The 17,312-nt window shown below is 60.7% G+C and carries 16 protein-coding genes; 5 read left to right on the top strand and 11 right to left on the bottom strand.

Annotated features, from left to right (window positions below):
* The 10 genes from OP10G_RS15370 to OP10G_RS15330 all read right to left on the bottom strand — a co-directional run bounded on the left by OP10G_RS15370 (position 1) and on the right by OP10G_RS15330 (position 10,284).
* On the bottom strand, positions 1 to 261 hold the full coding sequence (locus tag OP10G_RS15370; protein WP_025229548.1) for a hypothetical protein: 261 nt from the start codon (positions 259 to 261) through the stop codon (positions 1 to 3).
* Positions 261 to 698, bottom strand: coding sequence for a hypothetical protein (locus OP10G_RS15365; RefSeq protein WP_025229549.1), 438 nt, complete (start codon positions 696 to 698; stop codon positions 261 to 263). The genes OP10G_RS15370 and OP10G_RS15365 overlap by 1 nt, the downstream gene beginning before the upstream one ends.
* A 28-nt stretch (positions 699 to 726) precedes the next feature.
* Positions 727 to 1,911, bottom strand: a complete 1,185-nt coding sequence (locus OP10G_RS15360) for a hypothetical protein (protein WP_025229550.1) — start codon at positions 1,909 to 1,911, stop codon at positions 727 to 729.
* Between the two features lie 71 nt (positions 1,912 to 1,982).
* Positions 1,983 to 2,927 (bottom strand): hypothetical protein, encoded by a 945-nt coding sequence (locus tag OP10G_RS15355; RefSeq protein WP_025229551.1) that lies wholly within the window; start codon positions 2,925 to 2,927, stop codon positions 1,983 to 1,985.
* 1,062 nt (positions 2,928 to 3,989) lie between these two features.
* Positions 3,990 to 5,843: a tetratricopeptide repeat-containing sulfotransferase family protein gene (locus tag OP10G_RS15350; RefSeq protein ID WP_025229552.1), complete on the bottom strand. Its 1,854-nt coding sequence runs from the start codon at positions 5,841 to 5,843 to the stop codon at positions 3,990 to 3,992.
* A gap of 51 nt (positions 5,844 to 5,894) precedes the next feature.
* Positions 5,895 to 6,056, bottom strand: coding sequence for a hypothetical protein (locus tag OP10G_RS26915; protein ID WP_158409251.1), 162 nt, complete (start codon positions 6,054 to 6,056; stop codon positions 5,895 to 5,897).
* A 2-nt stretch (positions 6,057 to 6,058) separates the two neighbouring features.
* Positions 6,059 to 6,904: a prepilin-type N-terminal cleavage/methylation domain-containing protein gene (locus tag OP10G_RS24795; RefSeq protein WP_025229553.1), complete on the bottom strand. Its 846-nt coding sequence runs from the start codon at positions 6,902 to 6,904 to the stop codon at positions 6,059 to 6,061.
* Positions 6,905 to 6,978: 74 nt separating this feature from the next.
* On the bottom strand, positions 6,979 to 8,751 hold the full coding sequence (gene cysC / locus OP10G_RS15340; protein WP_025229554.1) for an adenylyl-sulfate kinase: 1,773 nt from the start codon (positions 8,749 to 8,751) through the stop codon (positions 6,979 to 6,981).
* Positions 8,752 to 8,753: 2 nt separating this feature from the next.
* Positions 8,754 to 9,647: a sulfate adenylyltransferase subunit CysD gene (gene cysD, locus OP10G_RS15335; RefSeq protein WP_025229555.1), complete on the bottom strand. Its 894-nt coding sequence runs from the start codon at positions 9,645 to 9,647 to the stop codon at positions 8,754 to 8,756.
* Between the two features lie 40 nt (positions 9,648 to 9,687).
* Complete coding sequence (locus tag OP10G_RS15330; protein WP_025229556.1) at positions 9,688 to 10,284, bottom strand: hypothetical protein; 597 nt, start codon at positions 10,282 to 10,284, stop codon at positions 9,688 to 9,690.
* Positions 10,285 to 11,058: 774 nt separating this feature from the next.
* Between OP10G_RS15330 and OP10G_RS25890 the strand changes: the two genes are divergently transcribed.
* The 5 genes from OP10G_RS25890 (at position 11,059) to OP10G_RS15300 (ending at position 15,664) form a co-directional block, all read left to right on the top strand.
* Positions 11,059 to 11,778, top strand: a complete 720-nt coding sequence (locus tag OP10G_RS25890; protein ID WP_084179362.1) for an amidohydrolase family protein — start codon at positions 11,059 to 11,061, stop codon at positions 11,776 to 11,778.
* A 71-nt stretch (positions 11,779 to 11,849) separates the two neighbouring features.
* On the top strand, positions 11,850 to 12,743 hold the full coding sequence (locus tag OP10G_RS15315) for a carbohydrate ABC transporter permease (protein WP_038473201.1): 894 nt from the start codon (positions 11,850 to 11,852) through the stop codon (positions 12,741 to 12,743).
* On the top strand, positions 12,733 to 14,070 hold the full coding sequence (locus OP10G_RS15310; protein WP_025229560.1) for an ABC transporter substrate-binding protein: 1,338 nt from the start codon (positions 12,733 to 12,735) through the stop codon (positions 14,068 to 14,070). Before OP10G_RS15315 ends, OP10G_RS15310 begins: the two co-directional genes overlap by 11 nt.
* Complete coding sequence (locus tag OP10G_RS15305; RefSeq protein ID WP_025229561.1) at positions 14,060 to 14,914, top strand: carbohydrate ABC transporter permease; 855 nt, start codon at positions 14,060 to 14,062, stop codon at positions 14,912 to 14,914. Before OP10G_RS15310 ends, OP10G_RS15305 begins: the two co-directional genes overlap by 11 nt.
* 141 nt (positions 14,915 to 15,055) lie before the next feature.
* Positions 15,056 to 15,664, top strand: a complete 609-nt coding sequence (locus tag OP10G_RS15300) for a c-type cytochrome (RefSeq protein WP_025229562.1) — start codon at positions 15,056 to 15,058, stop codon at positions 15,662 to 15,664.
* Positions 15,665 to 15,836: 172 nt separating this feature from the next.
* Here OP10G_RS15300 and OP10G_RS15295 read toward each other — a convergent pair whose 3' ends face one another.
* A complete protein-coding gene (locus OP10G_RS15295; protein ID WP_025229563.1) occupies positions 15,837 to 17,099 on the bottom strand; it encodes a hypothetical protein in 1,263 nt (420 codons plus the stop codon).
* Between the last annotated feature and the right edge of the window lie 213 nt (positions 17,100 to 17,312).

Below are 17,312 nucleotides of genomic sequence, written 5' to 3'. Positions count from 1 at the left end.
TTAGATCTGATTGGCGCGGATGCTCCGGGCCAAACGCTCGAGGGCGAGGTCGGCGATCTCTTGAGGATCGATCGCCTTGCCGCCGGAAACGACTTCTATCTCGACCGGGAAGTAGTAGTGGATCGTGCTGCGGATGTCGTCTCCGACCTGGGCAGCTTGAACCTCGCTGCCTGCGGCGGGAAGAACGATCTCCCCTTCGTGCACCAGAGCGATGCCCGTCCGGGTGACTCTCGCGGCTCCGTTCCCTCCATCCCCTGGCATTACGGCACCGATGCGGTGGAACTAGCCGCTTTGCCGTCGGACGTGCTCTTCAGAGCGAATCCGGAGAAAGTGGCGGAGGGAGCGCCTGAGATCGATGCGTTCGTGGGCGCGGCGCTCGTGATGACGCAGCTCGACATCAAGATGCTGTGGAACGACCAGTCGTCGCCGGTCGATTCCTGCAAAATAATGTCGAACGGCGTTCCGTTCATTGCCAAAGCCGTTAACTGTCCGGCGACGTCTCCCAACGCCTTGACGGTAAGGGAGAACGTCATCGAGTCGGGTGAGTAGATGACTCCGATATGGGTGGCTTCGATCGAATGAAGCGGTTCTGCATTCAGCGCAAAGCTAGGGCTGAACGAGTCGATGGGTGAGATGAGGGTGGGTGATCCGCCATCCACGGTGAACGAAACTGAAAGGCGGGTATTCCATTCGCGCATGACATTTCCTCCTTAGAATTCGGGGCGGTTAGAACTTCACCGCGAGGTTGACTCGGAGCCGGTGGATCGCCGGGCCGTAAACGATCGTCACGTAGACGTCGATCACACGGTTGGCGCGCGCATCGGAAATCTGCAGCTCTTCCGCCGCGGTGCGGGCGGATTCGGGGATCTGAAGCATGTTCAGAATCGGAATCTCGACGTGGTAGTCGTCCAACTCCGCCGATCCGACCAGCGGATCGAGAATCGCCGTGATACGCGCCTTGACCTGCGTGAGGCCGGCCTTGGTGATCCTCGAGTCTCCGATCATGCCGACCAAGCCGGCTTGGAGCTTGAAATCGACGTCGTCGATCACGCGCACGAGGTCGACGAAGAGGAGACTGGCATCGGTGGTGAAGAGACGTCCCTCCCCAAAATGTAGGCTCTCGCCGACGATAAGCGCGGGGTGGATGATCGGGATGATGTTCGCGTTGGACAAGGCGATGATCTCGCTCGGCGAGAACCGCTGCTCATTCGGGATAGAGATCCCTCGGATCTTCTTGAGCACGATGGACGTCTGCGGCGAAAAGCCCGCGATGGCGGCCATCGCGGCCGTCGCGACATCGCCGGTAGCCCCGCGAGCGGCGACCATGATCATCCGGCTGACGTCGCTCTTGAGCGTATTCGGGGCGGTGAGCGCCGCGATCACGTCGGCCGCGTAAGTAGGACTCTTGGCGGTGGCGGGGTTGACCATCGCGACGCCGATTCGCTTAGCCCCTTGGCTGGACATCGACTCCACGTGCGCCTTGAGCGCCTGCAGGCCAGTTGGGGGCGTGGCTCCAGCGGCTGGGGCTCCGAGCGTGGCATCGTTGGCAAGAGAAACGAACGTAACGTCCCCCACCCCTTCCAACGAGGCCAATGCCGCCGCATAATTATCGGCGGCGACACGGACACCGTAAATCTTCGACGGCTTGGGATCCTGGAGGAACGCCAGTGCGATCGAGTTGTACAAGGTCGTCGCCGCTACCGAGCCGTCCGGGTTCTTCTTTGCGAAGCTGGTCACTGCGTCGTCCATCGTGACGATCTCGACCGGAACGTTTGCGGGGGTGAGTCCGCCATCGGCTCCGGCGGGAGTTTTGCCCACGATCGCGATGACACCGGGCGAGCGTTGGGCGATGGGGGTTGGCGGCGGGGTGATGAACACCTCGACGAACGGATAGGCTACGGGTACTGCCATGGTTCTTTCCTAAGGTTCTGTGAGGCCGAAGGGGACGGACGCCCCGCCGGAAATGGAGAGTTGGAACGAGGTCATGCGACGCTGACCCCCGCGATAGCGATCCCTTCGGGCCCGAGCCAAGCGCCGGCTTTTTGACGGCGATCGGCCCGGAGAGCATCCTGGTTGCCGCCCGCGCCCGGCCACGATGGGTCGTCGAAGACGGTGATCGGGACGATCCAGACGACGAGAAACGGATTCTTTGCAGGAAGCGAGCGGTCCTTTGGAACGTCGATTCCGCGGTCGGAAAGCTGTTCGCGCAGCATCTTGCTCTGCATCAAGAGCTCCGCGACGGAAAAGCCGATGTCGCGGATCAGGATGGCGGCGGCGACCGGCAACTGCCGCGGGCTTGCCGCCACATCCGGCGGCGCCGAAAACTGAAGCTGCAACACGCTCGGGAGGATCGATCCCTTTCCGTGGGCCACAAGGTCGCTCACCGACGAGGCTCCGATACTGCTAAGCCAGTTGTCGAACGCAGCGTCCGTGAGGAGTGCCGGCTGGGCCATCGCCCCCCGCATCTCGGCGATCAAACGAGTCCGGCGCTCCGTTTCCAGGTCGGCCGGGTCGGGCGGCAACGCGCCGAGATCTTTGACGATCTCCGCGTCGATGTCGTCGACCGAGAAGCGGACCTTGACGGTCGTGATGTGCCCATCGGAGGGCATCGTTCGAGCAACCACGCTTCCTTTCCAAAGCGCATCGACCCGGGCGGGAAGTAGCGGCCCGAGGCCGGCGACCTGGAGGTGAATGTCCGTTGCCATTCCTCCGCTCTGGTTGCGGATCGTCCCTTCGAGAATTCCGACCGTGCTGATCGACATCCCCAGGGTCACCTGGTCGAAGATCGCGGTGTACGGTCCTTGGAGAGCGAGAGCATCCGCGTCGTAGGCGGCTTGTGCCATCTGCTCGAGCGCCGCCTGGTCGAAGACGGCCGCCCGAGTGGCAGGATCGGCAATCCTTATGAGCGTTGCATCGACAAAGTTCACCCTGCGCTCTCCCCGCAATTAGTACTCTAATTCCCAGATTCAACCTGGGAATTCTGCTTGCCTCTTCGCAAGTCACGGACATCATATGGCAACTTCCTTTGCCTGGTGAAACTCTCTTTTTAGGGTCGGCGTATTTATGGAGCGAATTCCCGCCGCCCGCTCGAATCTGAGAAGGATCGGCGTTGAAGCTATCCATGGAACAATTTCGAGGCCCGTGCGCGACCGAAAATTTCGTTCGCTGACACGATATGGCTAGGCAAAAAGACCCACTTACGCTTCATCCGGCGTTAGACCCTTTAGACGTCGCTGACGATCTGCGCCGCTCCAATGTAAAAGATTCCACTTATCCCGAAGGGATTCCGTCCCCCTAGCGAAGGGTTGCGAGGCACGAGCTACCCTGGGGGGAGAACGCGCGGGATTTCTACCCCAACGGGGTTGCGTCCGGACGCAACCCCCTTGGGGTAGCCCGTACCAGGGTAACCCGCCAGGGCGGGTAACCCTTCGCTAGCGGACGGATTCTCTTTGAGGTTCGGAGGCCGGTCTTGTCCCCTACCCCCTCCCGCTGGGCTTTCCGTCGCTCGTTAGAAGCGGTTGGCCAAGGACACCATATAGTAGACTAATATTTACTATTACGAGCTACAATGGATACTTCCCCGCATCCGACGATCCCAACCCCCCAGACGCTCCAGCCAGAAAAGTAAAAACCACGGAACGAACCCAGAATTGAACTTAGCCAGACCGAAAACGAACCCAAGAAGCACGCATTCCGACCTCATAGGGCGGTGCGCAAAGAGATCAACACCCCTATAGACTGCGGTGACCTGTCACCGCTTTCCATCAGCGAGCCTGCGAGCGCAAGACCCACAATCCCGGACAAGAGTCGCCCCCATCCCCTACGGCGCAGCCGTGTAGCCGCAGGTTGGCTCGTACCTGCGCGACAATGCTCAAACGATCCACCACGCTTCGTCAGAAAACGAAAGGCTCCGCGCAGGTACGAGCCAACCTGCGGCTACACAACGCTTTGCGTTAACTTCCTCCGAACCCAAAAGGCGGTCGCAGAACCTACCTCTCTTCTCCAACGAGCGCCGTGAACTCGGGAATCCAATCTTCGAAGCGGCGCCAGCGTTCGATCGAGGTGCCGTAGATCGGTTGCCGGACTTGCCAGAGAGATGGTGTTCGAACCGCCCGGGTGTTCGATTCGTGCTGGAGGCAGGCGTCGTCCCAAGGCAAACCGCAGAACTCCAGCAGGCGTCGGACGACCGGCTCTCGGTCGGTGATCAGAGACTCGTATTCGATCTCGATGAAGCGGTCGGGCGGCAGGACCTGGCGCCAGTGCGACATGATGCGCTGGTACTCCCGATAGGCGAAAACGATGTTCGAGCGGTCGTGCGCGAAGACCGGCGGCCGCTGGTAGGCGGTGGTGTAAACCGATAGGCAGTTGTCCGCCGGATTGCGGGTCATGTGAACGATCCGGCAGTTTGGCAACACGGTATGGATCAGGCCAAGCATCGCATAGTTGTGCGGCAACTTGTCGGTTACTCTTCGAGCTTCGGGCGCAAGTGAGCGGAGCTTTTGGAGGTATCCCTCCGCGATACCGGGCAACAGATCCTCTCTAGGTCGGCCATTCGGGTCCAACGTTTCCGGCTCATGCTGATGCCAATACGGAAGCTCACCTGCGCCGGCAATGTCGGGGTGGCTCGACAGAATCTGCTCGAGCAAGGAGGTGCCCGACCGGATCATCCCGACGATGATCAATGGAAGCTCCGACGAATTCGAAGTTGGACGAAGCTCGTCGAAACAGTCCCTGGAGAACACGTCGATCGTGCGTGAAAAACCGGCGGAGTATGCCTCTCGATCCCACGGCCGATCGGCAAGCCAAAGATCATAGGCGAGTCGATTCCCCGCGTCATAGTGACGAATCGCCTCGCCGTACTCGTTCAAATCTTCGTGTGCCTTTCCGAGAGCGTAGTGTAGATAGCTACGGTCGCGGATTGGTAGCGCAGGGTCATCCGCCTTCACGCGCATCTTCGCAAGCGTGTGCCGGTCGGAACCGCCGGCTTTCTTAGCGCGGAACAGATTGTAATAAGCAAAACCGTGGTTCGGATTCAACGAGATCGCGCGTTCCAACCGGGCCTTTGCCTCGTTGAACCGGCCACGTTCCTGAAACCAGAAGCCCAGCGCCGCCTGGGCCATCGGTTCGTTGGAGTCAAGCTTCGCCGCCCGAAGCAAATACGGCTCCGCTTCATCGCCGCGCTCGCTCTCGGCGAGCGCCAGGGCAACCAGGAGATGGGCGGTCGCGCTCTGTGGGGCGATCCGAATCGCCTCCCGGCCACTCGACAGAGCCTCGTCGAACTTTCCATGAGCCATCTCGAGCTGCCCAAGCTTCAGCCTCGCTGCAAGGTCGTCCGGTCGAAGTGTCGCGATGCGGCGCAGCACGGCAAGCGCATCGATTTCGCGCCGGGACTCGCGCAAGCAGTGGGCGAGACGCTCGAGAACGGCTACGTCGTCGGGCTGCAGCTCGGCGATTCGTTGGAGAACCGAAGCCGCTTCCAGTTGATGGCCGGTGGCTTCCAGTTGCCGGGCAAAATGCTGAAGAACCGCGGGATCTTTCGGCTGCAACTCCGCCGCCGCCTGGGCATGGGCTAGAGCGGCCTCGAACTGCCGAAGGTTGAACGAGATGGTGGAGAGCGATACGAGGGCCTCTACGCTGTTTGGATTCAGCTCGAGCGCCCGATATAGAACCTTGATCGCCCCTTCGACGTTACCAAGACGCGCGCGAATAGCCCCCATCAACACGTGGGCTTCGACGTCGTTCGGATTGGCGGCGAGTTGCTCGCGGCAGAGCAAACGCGCCTCGTGTAACTCGTTCCGGGCGTAAGCTTGGAGGGAGCGGTTCAGGAGCTCGGGCGACGCCATCGGATTAGATCAAAGAAGGTGGCCGAGCGAGCGCTCGGCCACCGCTAGTATTCAGCGGCTCTGGGCCTTACCGGTCATCAGCTTCTGGTCCTGAGGCGAGAGATTCCTGTTGCGCTCGGCATCAATCTTCTTGCCATCGACCATGGGCCCGGAGGGTCCCGGATCGCCGCAGCCGGCGACGGTCGCCGCGGCTACCGCGGCGACAATCAGCATCCTTAGCTTGTTTTCCAATAAGGCCCCCAGAAATCCCACAGCTTCCGGTTGTTCATTTGAGTGCACCACTCGCTAAACGTGTTCGCTTCCGTTCTGGAAGGGGTTAGGCTGTAGTACTTCACGAACTTCTCCGGGCCATACTTGCCGGCATGCCCGTCGGCGAAGGCGCCGATGAAGCGGACGCCGTAAGTCTTGCGTGAGTCGAAGACGGTTTGGTACCAGCTAAATGTGTTGGCGTACACGTCGGCGGTCGGCCAAGAGGCACTCGTCGAGTAGAAGCGCATCCAGGACCAGTCCGGAATCGATCCGTATCGCGTCGGGGTTGCCGCCAAACGGGCGGCGATATCCTCGATCGCCGTCAAGCTGCGGTTGCCGCCGGAGCCACTCTCGGTTCCGTCGCACTTTTGGCCGCCGTCCGCATTGGCGTACCCCTGCGTGTTGAGCGACAGCGTAGTGATCCAGGCCCACGTGTAGGTGTAGTAGGGATCCGGGTAGTAAGGGTCTTGATACAGCTTGTTGTAGTCGTGAATCTCGGAGATCGTCTTGTCGAAGAACAGGCTCTGGTTCTTGACGTACGGAAACATCCGGCCAACCCAGGTGGTGTTGGAGTGATAGGGGTTGTTGTCGACGGCCGGATTCTCGGGATAACCGTACTCCGGGATCGTCATGTCGTCGGCATCGCCCGAATACATGTGCAGGCCAAGTGCGACTTGCTTAAGGCCCGACATTGAGGCGGTGACTTTGGCGGCTTGCTTCGCTTGAGCGAAGACAGGGAAAAGGATCGCGGCGAGGATCGCAATGATCGCGATCACCACCAAGAGCTCGATAAGCGTAAAAGCTCGGCGCATAATTCCTCCACGGAATCAGTATTTTCCAATTCCCAGGTTATCACAAGGTTATGAAAAATGAGGTGTAGAATCCCCTATCCGATTAAAAATGAGGTCAGTCGCCTGAGGCACTCGGAAGGGGTGAGCATTTCGGTATCGATCACGATATCGGGCGCGTCCGGAACCTCGTAAGGACTCGATATTCCGGTGAAGCTACGGAGTTCTCCGCTCATGGCCCGGCGGTAAAGCCCCTTCGGATCGCGGCGGGCTACTTCGTCCAAGGAGCACCGAATGTAAGCTTCAACAAAGATCTCGCCGACGATCGAGCGAGCCAGCTCGCGTTGAGAAGCCAGTGGGGAGATGAGCGCACAGACGACCCACACCCCTTGGCTCGCCAGCAGCCGAGCAATCTCGGCCGTTCGACGGATGTTTTCCGTACGGCCGGCTTCGTCGAACCCCAGATCCCGGTTGAGACCTGATCGAAGATCGTCGCCGTCCAGAATGACGCACGGGACGTTGCGAGCCTGCAGCTCTTCGACCATCATTTTTGAAAGGGTCGACTTGCCCGCGCCGCTCAGTCCGGTAAGCCAGACCACGCGCGGGTGTTCGCGCACGATATCGTTTGGGGTTTCGATACCCGTAGCCACGCCGGCCGCGAGGATCTCATTGGTCGCCGGATCGATCAGCACCACGCCACCCGTGGATCGATTGCTGCGAAACGGCTCGATCGGCATCGCGACGGCGGCGCGAAGCTCGATCCTGCCGATGTCGTTCGTCTGGAGCGAATCGGCGGCGCCGCGCTCCATCGTTCCCGGTTCGAGGCGGTCACGTACGGCGGCGACTTGGGCAGGAACCTCGCTCAGCAGGTGACGAATCAAGACCCGCTTCCCCGCTCGAAGCTCGGTCCCACCCGTGACACAAACCTCCAGATCGATTTGGGATAGCACCGACGGGACTTCTCGGGGGCGTACCAGCATGTCGCCACGATGAAGGCCGATCTCGTCTTCAAGCTCGACAACGATCGCATCTCCCGCTTCGCATCGCTCGACCGATCCGCTCGTCCCGTGGATCGCCGCGATCCGCGAGGTCACGCCACTCGGAATTACCCGCACCGGTTCCCCTACCGAAATCGACCCCGAGACCGGAGTGCCGGCGTAGCCGCGGAACGAAGCATTGGGACGGATCGCAAGTTGGATCGGAAACCGGAAGGGAGCCGCGACGGCGGACTCGTTTGGCGTGATCTCATCGAGATACTCCAAAAGCGTTGGTCCCCGATACCAGGGCATTCGCTCGCCCCTGGCGGCCACGTTGTCTCCTTCCCTGGCGGAAACGGGCAAGAAGGTTAGAGGCAAATGGAGTGAGCCAACCTGCGCACGAAACTGCTCGACAATCGCTCCAAACGCGGCTTCGTCGAAGCCGACCAAATCCATTTTATTGACCGCCACGAGCACCCGGGGTACGAGCAGCATGGCGGTGATGTAAGCGTGCCGAAGGCTTTGCTCGGTGATTCCACGCGACGCGTCGAGGAGCAAAATCGCGGCGTCGGCGGTGGAAGCCCCGGTCAACATGTTTCTTGTGTATTGCTCGTGCCCGGGAGTGTCGGCGAGGAGGATGCGGCGACGGGAGGTGCTGAAATGCCGGTAGGCGACGTCGATCGTGATCTTCTGCGCTCGTTCCGCCCGGAGCCCGTCGGTGAGGAGGGCCAAGTTCGTGGCTTCCTCACCTGAAGCGTCGCTCGCCCGCCTGACTGCGGAGAGCTGATCGTCGAGAATAGAGTCCGTGTCGAAAAGAAGCCGCCCCAAGAGGGTGCTCTTCCCGTCGTCGACGCTTCCGGCCACGACAACCCGCACGATCGGGCGGGTGTCCAAGGCTAGAAGTACCCCTCGCGCTTTCGGTCTTCCATCGCGGCGTCGGAGCGCTGATCGTCGGCGCGCGTACTCCGTTCGGAGAGCCGGGCGGACCTGACCTCTTCGATCACTTCATCTACGGACGATGCGTTGGATTCGACGGCTCCCGTGCAGGTGGCGTCGCCAACGGTTCGAAAGCGCACCCGCTTTGTCTCGGCTACCTCGCCGGGTCCGAGCTCAATGTAGGGGGTTACGGCCATCCAAACTCGCCCCCGGCGGACGACCTGCCGATCGTCGGCGAAGTACAGATCGGGGACGGCCAGATTGCGCCAGCGAATATATTCCCACACGTCGAGCTCGGTCCAGTTGCTGAGTGGAAATACTCGAAACTGTTCTCCATGCCGTTTGCGGCCAATCAGCAATTTCCACACTTCCGGCCTTTGGTTCTGCGGCTCCCAGCGGCCAAACGCGTCGCGATGGGAGAAGAACCGCTCCTTCGCCCGAGCCTTCTCCTCGTCGCGCCGTGCGCCCCCAATGGCGGCGTCCAGCCTTAGCTCTGAAATCGCGTCGAGCAGGGTGACCGACTGTTGGGCGTTTCGGCTCCGATTCGGCCCGGTCTCGTCGTGAACCCGCCCACGATCGATGGAGTCCTGGACGGTCCTAACGACAAGTTCGAATCCGTTCTCGACCGCGAACCGATCCCGAAAGGCGAGCGTCTCCTCAAAGTTATGCCCGGTATCGATGTGGAGCAAGGCGAACGGAGGACGCGCGGGCCGGAAAGCGAGGCGGGCCAAATGGGCGACCACGATCGAGTCCTTACCGCCGGAGAACAAGATGTGGGCGCGGTCGAACTGCCCGGCGCACTCGCGCAGGGTGTGAATGGCTTCCGACTCCAACTCCTCCAGCGCGGACCGCATTTGTCTGCGCCGATCTTATCCCATTCTCCTCTCCTTCGCCCTATATGACCGATCTGCTCTTTCGAGATGCAACGGCCGCAGAGACCCGGTTGTGGGACAGCCAATGGGTGATGAAAGCGATCAGGCATTGGACCGCGGTAAACAACCCAAGCATTTGGAAGTTTCCGTAGTGGACGACGCTCGATCTCGCGATCGTTAGAGCGACGATCGAGAAGATGGTCGCCAAGAGTGGGAGGTAGGTGCCGTAGCGAGAACTGCGGCCGAGGGCAGGGGCAAGCTTGCCAAAGGCGATGGCAACCGCACCACCGATCAAAACGGCGTTCACTTTGGCCTCGCCTGAAAGAAGCGTCCAGACCACACCAACCTGAACCGTGAATACGGCGGCGAGCGCGAGCAGAGCGCTGGGACCGATTACGTCTTGCATGGGGGCCAGGGTTCTGATCGGCTCCGTCTCCTCGGCGTGACGCATGGCGGCTTGCCGGACGAACCTCGGCTCGATGCCCGCTTCCATCGCGATCCGCTCAAGCTCGCTTAGGGACATCGATTGATTCGCCTCGCGCTGCAGCCTCGCCGCCAGCGCGATGATCTCTTGTTGAGAGCGGTCGTCGAATCGGGGTTCGTTCTTAAATTCCTGCATGTCCTTCCTTAGAGATGCGTCTCGACGGCGGTGTCCAATCAAGATGGGTTAATTCGCGCGTTCGACACCCAAGCCAAAGTATACGACTGCAATATGGCTAGGTTACACGAGGCGGTAAAGAAGCTCTCGCTTGTCTTCTCAAGCGCTCGCCGCTAATATGCATGCCGATGCTCCATTGGGTTTGCCTGCTTTTGCCTGGCCTCATCGCCCCTTCACCTCGCACCGAGCCAGACCCACAGATCTTCGCGGCGATTCGAAGCATTCGCGCGATCGACAACCACGCGCATCCGGTGAGGGTCGCTCGCCCGGGCGAGCGACCGGATGACGAGTACGATGCGTTACCCACGGACGCGATGCAGCCGTTCGATCTGCCGACGCGCATCCGACCCGAGAATCCGCTTTACATCCAGGCTTGGCACGAGCTCTACGGCTACCCCTACCACGACGCCAGCCCGGCGCACCTGAAAGATGTGCTGGCAAGGAAAGCGCGGATGGCCCGATCGAAGGGAGATGGATATCCCGGGTGGGTTCTCGACCGGTTGGGTATCCAGACGATGATCTCCAATCGGGTGGTAATGGGGCACAGCCTAGGAACTCCCCGATTCCGATGGGTGCCGTTCGACGACGCTCTCCTCTTTCCGCTCGACAACGGCGTGGCCAAGCGGCGGAATCCGGAATACAAGTCGATGTACGGAGGCGAGGAGCTTCTGCTGAAGCGCTACCTGCGTGAGCTCGGTGTGGCCAGACTGCCGGAAACGCTCGACGGGTACCTCAATGAGGTCGTCGCCGCCACGCTGGCTCGTCAACGAAGGGGAGGGGCGCTTGCCATCAAGTTCGAGGCCGCCTATTTGCGCAAACTCGACTTCGCGATCGCCTCGAAGAGCGACGCAGAGCAGGTTTACGCACAGTTCGTTCGAGGAGGAGAACCGGGGGGCGGCGGAATACAAGACGCTCCAGGATTATCTCTTTCACGCGATCGCGGCCGAGGCCGGCCGGTTGGGGATGGCAGTCCACTTCCACACCGGAGCGGGGGTGGGCGCCTACTTCGACTTGACGGGCGCCGACCCTCTCAATTTGGAGCCCGTATTCGACGACCCGGCCCTGCGCAAGACCAAGTTCGTTCTGCTGCACGGCGGCTGGCCGTTCGAGAAGTCGACGGGGTTCCTTCTATCCAAGCCAAACGTCTATGCCGACTTCTCCTACCAGTCGTTCTTGCTCAGCCCCGAGATGCTTAGTCAAACGATCAAGACCTGGCTGATCATGGCGCCGGAGAAGGTTTTGTTCGCAACGGACGCCGCCGCGATCACTCCCGAGGTGAATTGGGAAGAGGTTGGCTGGCTCTCCAACCGCACCGGCCGCCGGGCTCTGGCGATCGCGATAACCGAGCTCTTGCGAGAAGGTGAGATCACCCGGCCCCGTGCCATGCAGATCGCTCAAATGGTGCTTCGCGATAACGCGATGAAGCTTTACGGCACGGGGCTTGGTCACGCATAGTCGCTTCCGAAGCATCGGCGGGGCGCCGACGCTACTTCCGGAGGCTCCGGTTGGTTAAGATAGCTGGACGGATGCCCACGCGCGCGAATCATAAGGCCAAGCAGTACTTGGTCGGTTACCTGTTTATCGCGCCGTGGCTGCTTGGCTTTCTGGCCTTCACCCTTTGGCCGTTCCTGCAAAGCATCTATCTCTCGTTCACCCGCTACAACATCGTCTCGCCGGCGAAGTGGGTCGGAACGGCCAACTACCGGATGCTGCTCACGCAGGACGAGCTGTTTTGGAAGTCGGCTTGGGTCACCGTGAAGTACGCGGCGGTTGCGGTACCGCTCGGGATCGTCGGCGGCATCGCGCTCGCGTTGCTGTTGAACATTAACGTGAAGGGGATCACGGTCTTCCGGACGATCTTCTATCTTCCGTCGATCGTGCCGACCGTCGCCAGCTCCGTCCTCTTCATCTGGCTTTTGAATCCGAACATTGGCCTGGTCAACAAGATCCTCGCGCTGGTGGGGATTCGCGGCCCGGCATGGCTCAACACCGCGCCGTGGGCGTTCTACAGCCTCGTCTTCATGGCGCTCTGGGGGGTCGGGGGGAGCATGGTGATCTACCTGGCGGGGCTCAAAGACATCCCGGTCGACCTATACGAGGCGGCAACGATCGACGGGGCGAACGCGTTCAAGAAGATGCGGCGGATCACTCTGCCGATGATGACCCCGGTGATCTTCTTCAACCTCATCATGGGGATCATCGGGGCGTTCCAATATTTCACCCAAGCGTACGTCATCACCCCCAACGGCGGGCCGCAGGATAGCACCTACTTTTACAGCCTCTACCTGTACAACCGGGCTTGGAAGTACCTGGATATGGGCTACGCCAGCGCCATGGCCTGGATGCTCTTCTTCATCATCATCATCCTGACCGGCATCGTTTTCCGGACTCAAAAGCGGTGGGTGCACTATGGGGGCTAAGCAATGGTTGACTTGGATCGCCGCCGTTTTGATAACGGTGGTCGTCTTCGCATCCGGACACTCGACGCCGCGCCAACACCCTCAGCGCAAGCTCGTCCGCTTCTGGCACCGGTGGCAGGGTGACTGGGAGAAGCAGGTTCAGAAAATCGTCGACGCGTTCAACGCGAGCCAGGACAAGTACGAGGTCGTCGCGGTTAGCGTCCCCGGCAGCGGAGCGGACGCGAAGTTCATTCTCGGCGTTATCGGCGGCGACCCACCCGATCTGATGTCGATGGGAAGCGGTGCGGTGCCGAACATGGCGGCGAACGGCTTTCTAACCAAGCTCGAAACTTTCATGACCCCGGAAGAGAAGCGACGCTTCTTCAAGGAGAGCTACCCCGCCATCCGCGACATCGGAATGTACAAGGGAAGCTGCTACGGCATGACCATCGGCGCGGATCTGATGGCGCTCTATGTGAACGTGAAGCAGCTCCGCGAGGCCGGCTTCGACCCGGACCGCTTCCCCACCAGCCTCGAAGAGCTGGAAGCGATGGGGATGAAGCTGAACAAATACGACGAGAAAGGAAATCTCAAGCGACTCGGCTTTCTCCTCAGCGACCTCAACTATGTTTCCCACTACTTCGGCGGGGGGTTCTACGTCCACGAGGATGGGAAAGTCGAGCTGAACACGCCTCAAAACCGCCGCGCGCTCCAGGCGATCGTCGATTACCGAAAGAAACTCGGGTTCGAGAACGTTCTCCGATTCCAGGCTGGCCTGAACGATATCGAGGGGGCCGCTTCCTGGGCGTTTATGCACGGGGACCTGAGCGTCACTTACGACGGCCAGTGGCGGGTGGAGGAGCTTCGCAAGTTCAAGCCCGAGCTCGAGTACCGGGTTTATCCACTGCCGCCTCCCAAGGACGGCGGTAAGCCGCTCGGTGGAACCGTCGGTGGGAACTATATGATCGTTCCGGTCTCCGCTAAGGAGAAGCTCGGCGCCTGGGAATTCCTCAAGTTTTGGACCGGCCTCGACGAGCCAGACCGGGCGGCCAAGTTCTACAACATGGGCGGCTGGCTTCCGTACTCGCCGGCAGTGGCAAAGTCGCCCACGTTCCAAAAGTGGCTCAAAGGGGATAAGGAGTTTCAGGCGTTCCTCGACATCCTCGCCAGTCCCAACTGCAAGGCGCCGCCTCCCATCGCCAATCTCCAGTTTTTGAACGACCTTATTTCACGGGCCGAGGACCAAGCAGTGCGCGGGGCGGTGACTCCTGCCGCGGCACTCGAGGAACTGGAGTCGAAGTTCAAAGAGGAAACCGCGAAGAGGAGGGCACTCGGCTATGAAGAATGAGGCCCAAGCAAAGCTTACGCTGACCTCCAAGATCGGGGTCTACGCGGCGCTCATCCTGCTCTCTTTGCCGGCGATCCTGCCGCTGCTCTGGATGGTGTCGACCTCGTTCAAGGGAAACGCCCAGATCTTCGGCACGAGCGAGTTCAACCTCAAATCGCTCATTCCGTCACCCGTCGTGACGACGAACTACCCCGAAGCGCTCACCAACATGCCGTTCGTGCTCTACCTGCGGAACACGATGCTGCTTTGTATCTGCACGGTGGTCGGAGCGGTCGCGAGCAGTGCGGTGGTGGCGTATGGTTTCGCCAAGATCTACTTCCCGGGGAGGAACGCGCTGTTCGCGGTGATGATCGCCACGATGGCGTTGCCGGGGCAGGTGACGATGATCCCGGTCTTCTCGCTGTTCCGGTCGCTGGGCTGGTACGGCACTTATCTCCCGCTGATCGTCCCAGCGTTCACCGCTTCGGCGTATTACGTTTTCTTGCTGACCCAGTTCTTCAAGACAATCCCTACGGAGATGTCGGAGGCGGCGCGAGTGGACGGAGCGAACGAGTGGACCATCTTTCGGCGGCTGTTGTTGCCGCTCTCCAAGCCGGCCCTCGCCACCTGCGCGCTCTTCCAGTTCATCGGGACTTGGAACGACTTCCTCGGCCCGTTGCTGTACGTAAACGATCCGGCCAAGTATCCGCTGGCATACGGATTACAACAGTTTGTGTCGCATTACGGCGGCTTTTACGCCCAGCTCATGGCCGCAGCCACGATCTTCACGATCCCGATCATCATTCTTTTCTTCTTCGCGCAGAAGACGTTTATCCAAGGGATATCGACAACCGGCGGAAAGTGAGACCCCTTGCAAACGTAGGGCTATGCCAGTAATATTCCCTGGGAGCTTCGGCTCAAAGGGAGGCTAATGCTTAATTCGCGATTTCGCAAAGATGCTCTATCCGCACTCACTCCAAAGACGGGGAGAGGTCGCATTGTACTTATGGCCGCCGGCCTAACGCTTTTTGGAGCCGGAATCGGCTGCGGAGGAAGCTCGTCGAATTCGACCGCCAGTTTCGGTTTGCCGGGCGGCCGAGCCACCGCGGCGCAAGTTGCTCAAGGCCGCTATCTGGTGGTCAGCTCCGGCTGCGGCGACTGCCATTCGCAAGGAGGCAGCGATCCTTCTTCTCCAACCTGGCTTTCGGGTTATCGAGGCGGGAACGGCCCGGGCATTTTCCAACTAGGACCGACGACGACGGTTTACGCCGCGAACATCTCGCCGGATAACGCTACCGGCATCGGAGCGCTGAGCGATCAATCGATCTTCAATGTCCTCCGATACGGATGGGATCCCGCCTCCCCGCCCAACGCGGGTGCGGCGCAGCACTACGTCGCGCCGATCATGCCCTGGGCAAGCTTCCGACATAAGACGGATGCCGAGTTGTGGGCGATCGTCGCCTACCTGAAGCACGGCGCGGGCGCGGTCAGCAACGCAGTACCCGAGACCGTCGGCGCCCCGCCCGACTTCTGGGCCGGAGCCTCCAGCGAAGCCGCCGTCGGCCCGCTGAACGTCGCTCCATATCCGGCGGGCGTCGAGTCGTTCCATCCGTAAGGGGACGGCGCTAGGCGTTGGGCGTTGGGCGTTGGGATTCAGTTCGTTAGCGGGACCACGTTATGTTCGAGCTAACGCCTAACGCCCTAACGCCCAACGCCTCTCCGATGTACCACGACGCTCAGCTCAATTTCATCCAGTCGCTCGGCGGCGACATGGCGATGCACTGGGACTAGGGCAAGGGGTCGCCCAGCGCGGAGGAAGGAGGACGTTGATAAACGAGTTCCACGGTCCCCGTTTCGGGTCGCCCTTTGCTGTAGAGGCGATAGGCCCCATTCTTTAATTCGTATACAAACGGCTCGCCCGAGAGTGGATCCTCGACATCCGGGATCGTCACTGGGAGCCGATGATTTCGCCAATAGTAAGTAAGGACGCGGGCGTGAAGTCCGAGTAAACGAAGCTGAGCCCGGGCGGTGAGTTGACTCAATACAAACCGGTCGCTCGTCGGCATGGTCTCGCGATAGACGGCATCCGCCACATCCTCCATAGTGGATGCGCTCCCAAGCCGGCCCCGGTTTCCAGCCGTGTGCCAACGCTTGGTTGCGTCGTACCATTCCTTTTCGGGGCGGTGAATATCGGCGAGAGATTGCTCGAACCCCTTTCGGTTCAGATCTTGAAGTGCCCGGCGAAAGGATTCGAGTTCGGCCGGCGAGGCGGCGGCGAGTCGATCGCGTATGTCCTGCGTTCCCTTGTCGGTCTCGGACAGAAGCCCCTTGCCGCGCTGCAAATCGAGGTTCTGAATCGCATCATCTCTTTGCGCGGCGTTGGCTCGAAGCACGCCTTCCACCGCGGTGGGCTCGGCGAGAGCGGAGCCCGTATACGATTGGAGGGTCAGAAGGTCGCTCAGCGAAAGCCGCGGCAATTCTTCGGCGAGCCGCTCATAGACGGATCCGCTGGCGAGGATTCCGTATAGCTGCCCCAATACGGTCACGCCGCCCATTCTGCGAGAGAGGGTCAACGCACTTAAGAGGGACTGGAGACCCCCGGCTCGATCTCCCGTCGCCGACTGCACGTACGATTTCGAAACGAACAGCCGAACGACCTGCCGAAGCACTCGGTATTCCGGAAACTTAACCGTCTGGCGTGGGTCGCGCGGGTCGTAGCATGGTTTGCCGTTCCCCTGAGCCGCGATATCTAATGCGGCGCCGTATCTCCGTACCGCCGCTTGTTGGACGGCCAAGTAATCTAGCGAGCCAAGCTCTGCCGCAAGCGACTCCCATCGACGCCGGTCGACGGGGGAGAGATCGGGAAGTGGGGCGCCAACTCCGTCGAGATACATCTCGACGACGCCATCGTTCACACGATCCGCCGCCCGCAGATATTCCTCGTAGCCGTTCTGCCCCGTGGGGTGGGGCACGAGCCGTTGAAAGAACGAAGACGTCTGCTGAGCCGAGCCCAGCAAGGCGAAAGCGAGCAGAGGCGCGAAGGCGGTCATTCGAGGTGAGGACGTGCCAAGCGTCCGTAAGGTCACTAGAGTCCAAGAAAGCACAAAATCAATTCGGCCAACTAAGCTGCTGACCCAGCGAGCGAGACCGGTACGATCGCCTCGGCCAAAGCTTCGCCTGCCGCGAGACACTTCTCCCGATCGCCTTCGTCGCGAGTAGAAGAATCGAACCGCCGAATCTGCCCTCCATACCGACGATTTGTG

The organism is Fimbriimonas ginsengisoli Gsoil 348 (assembly GCF_000724625.1).
Classification (GTDB): Bacteria; Armatimonadota; Fimbriimonadia; order Fimbriimonadales; family Fimbriimonadaceae; genus Fimbriimonas; species Fimbriimonas ginsengisoli.
Note: the sequence above shows the minus strand (reverse complement) of the source record. Positions and strands in the feature narration are given on the sequence as shown.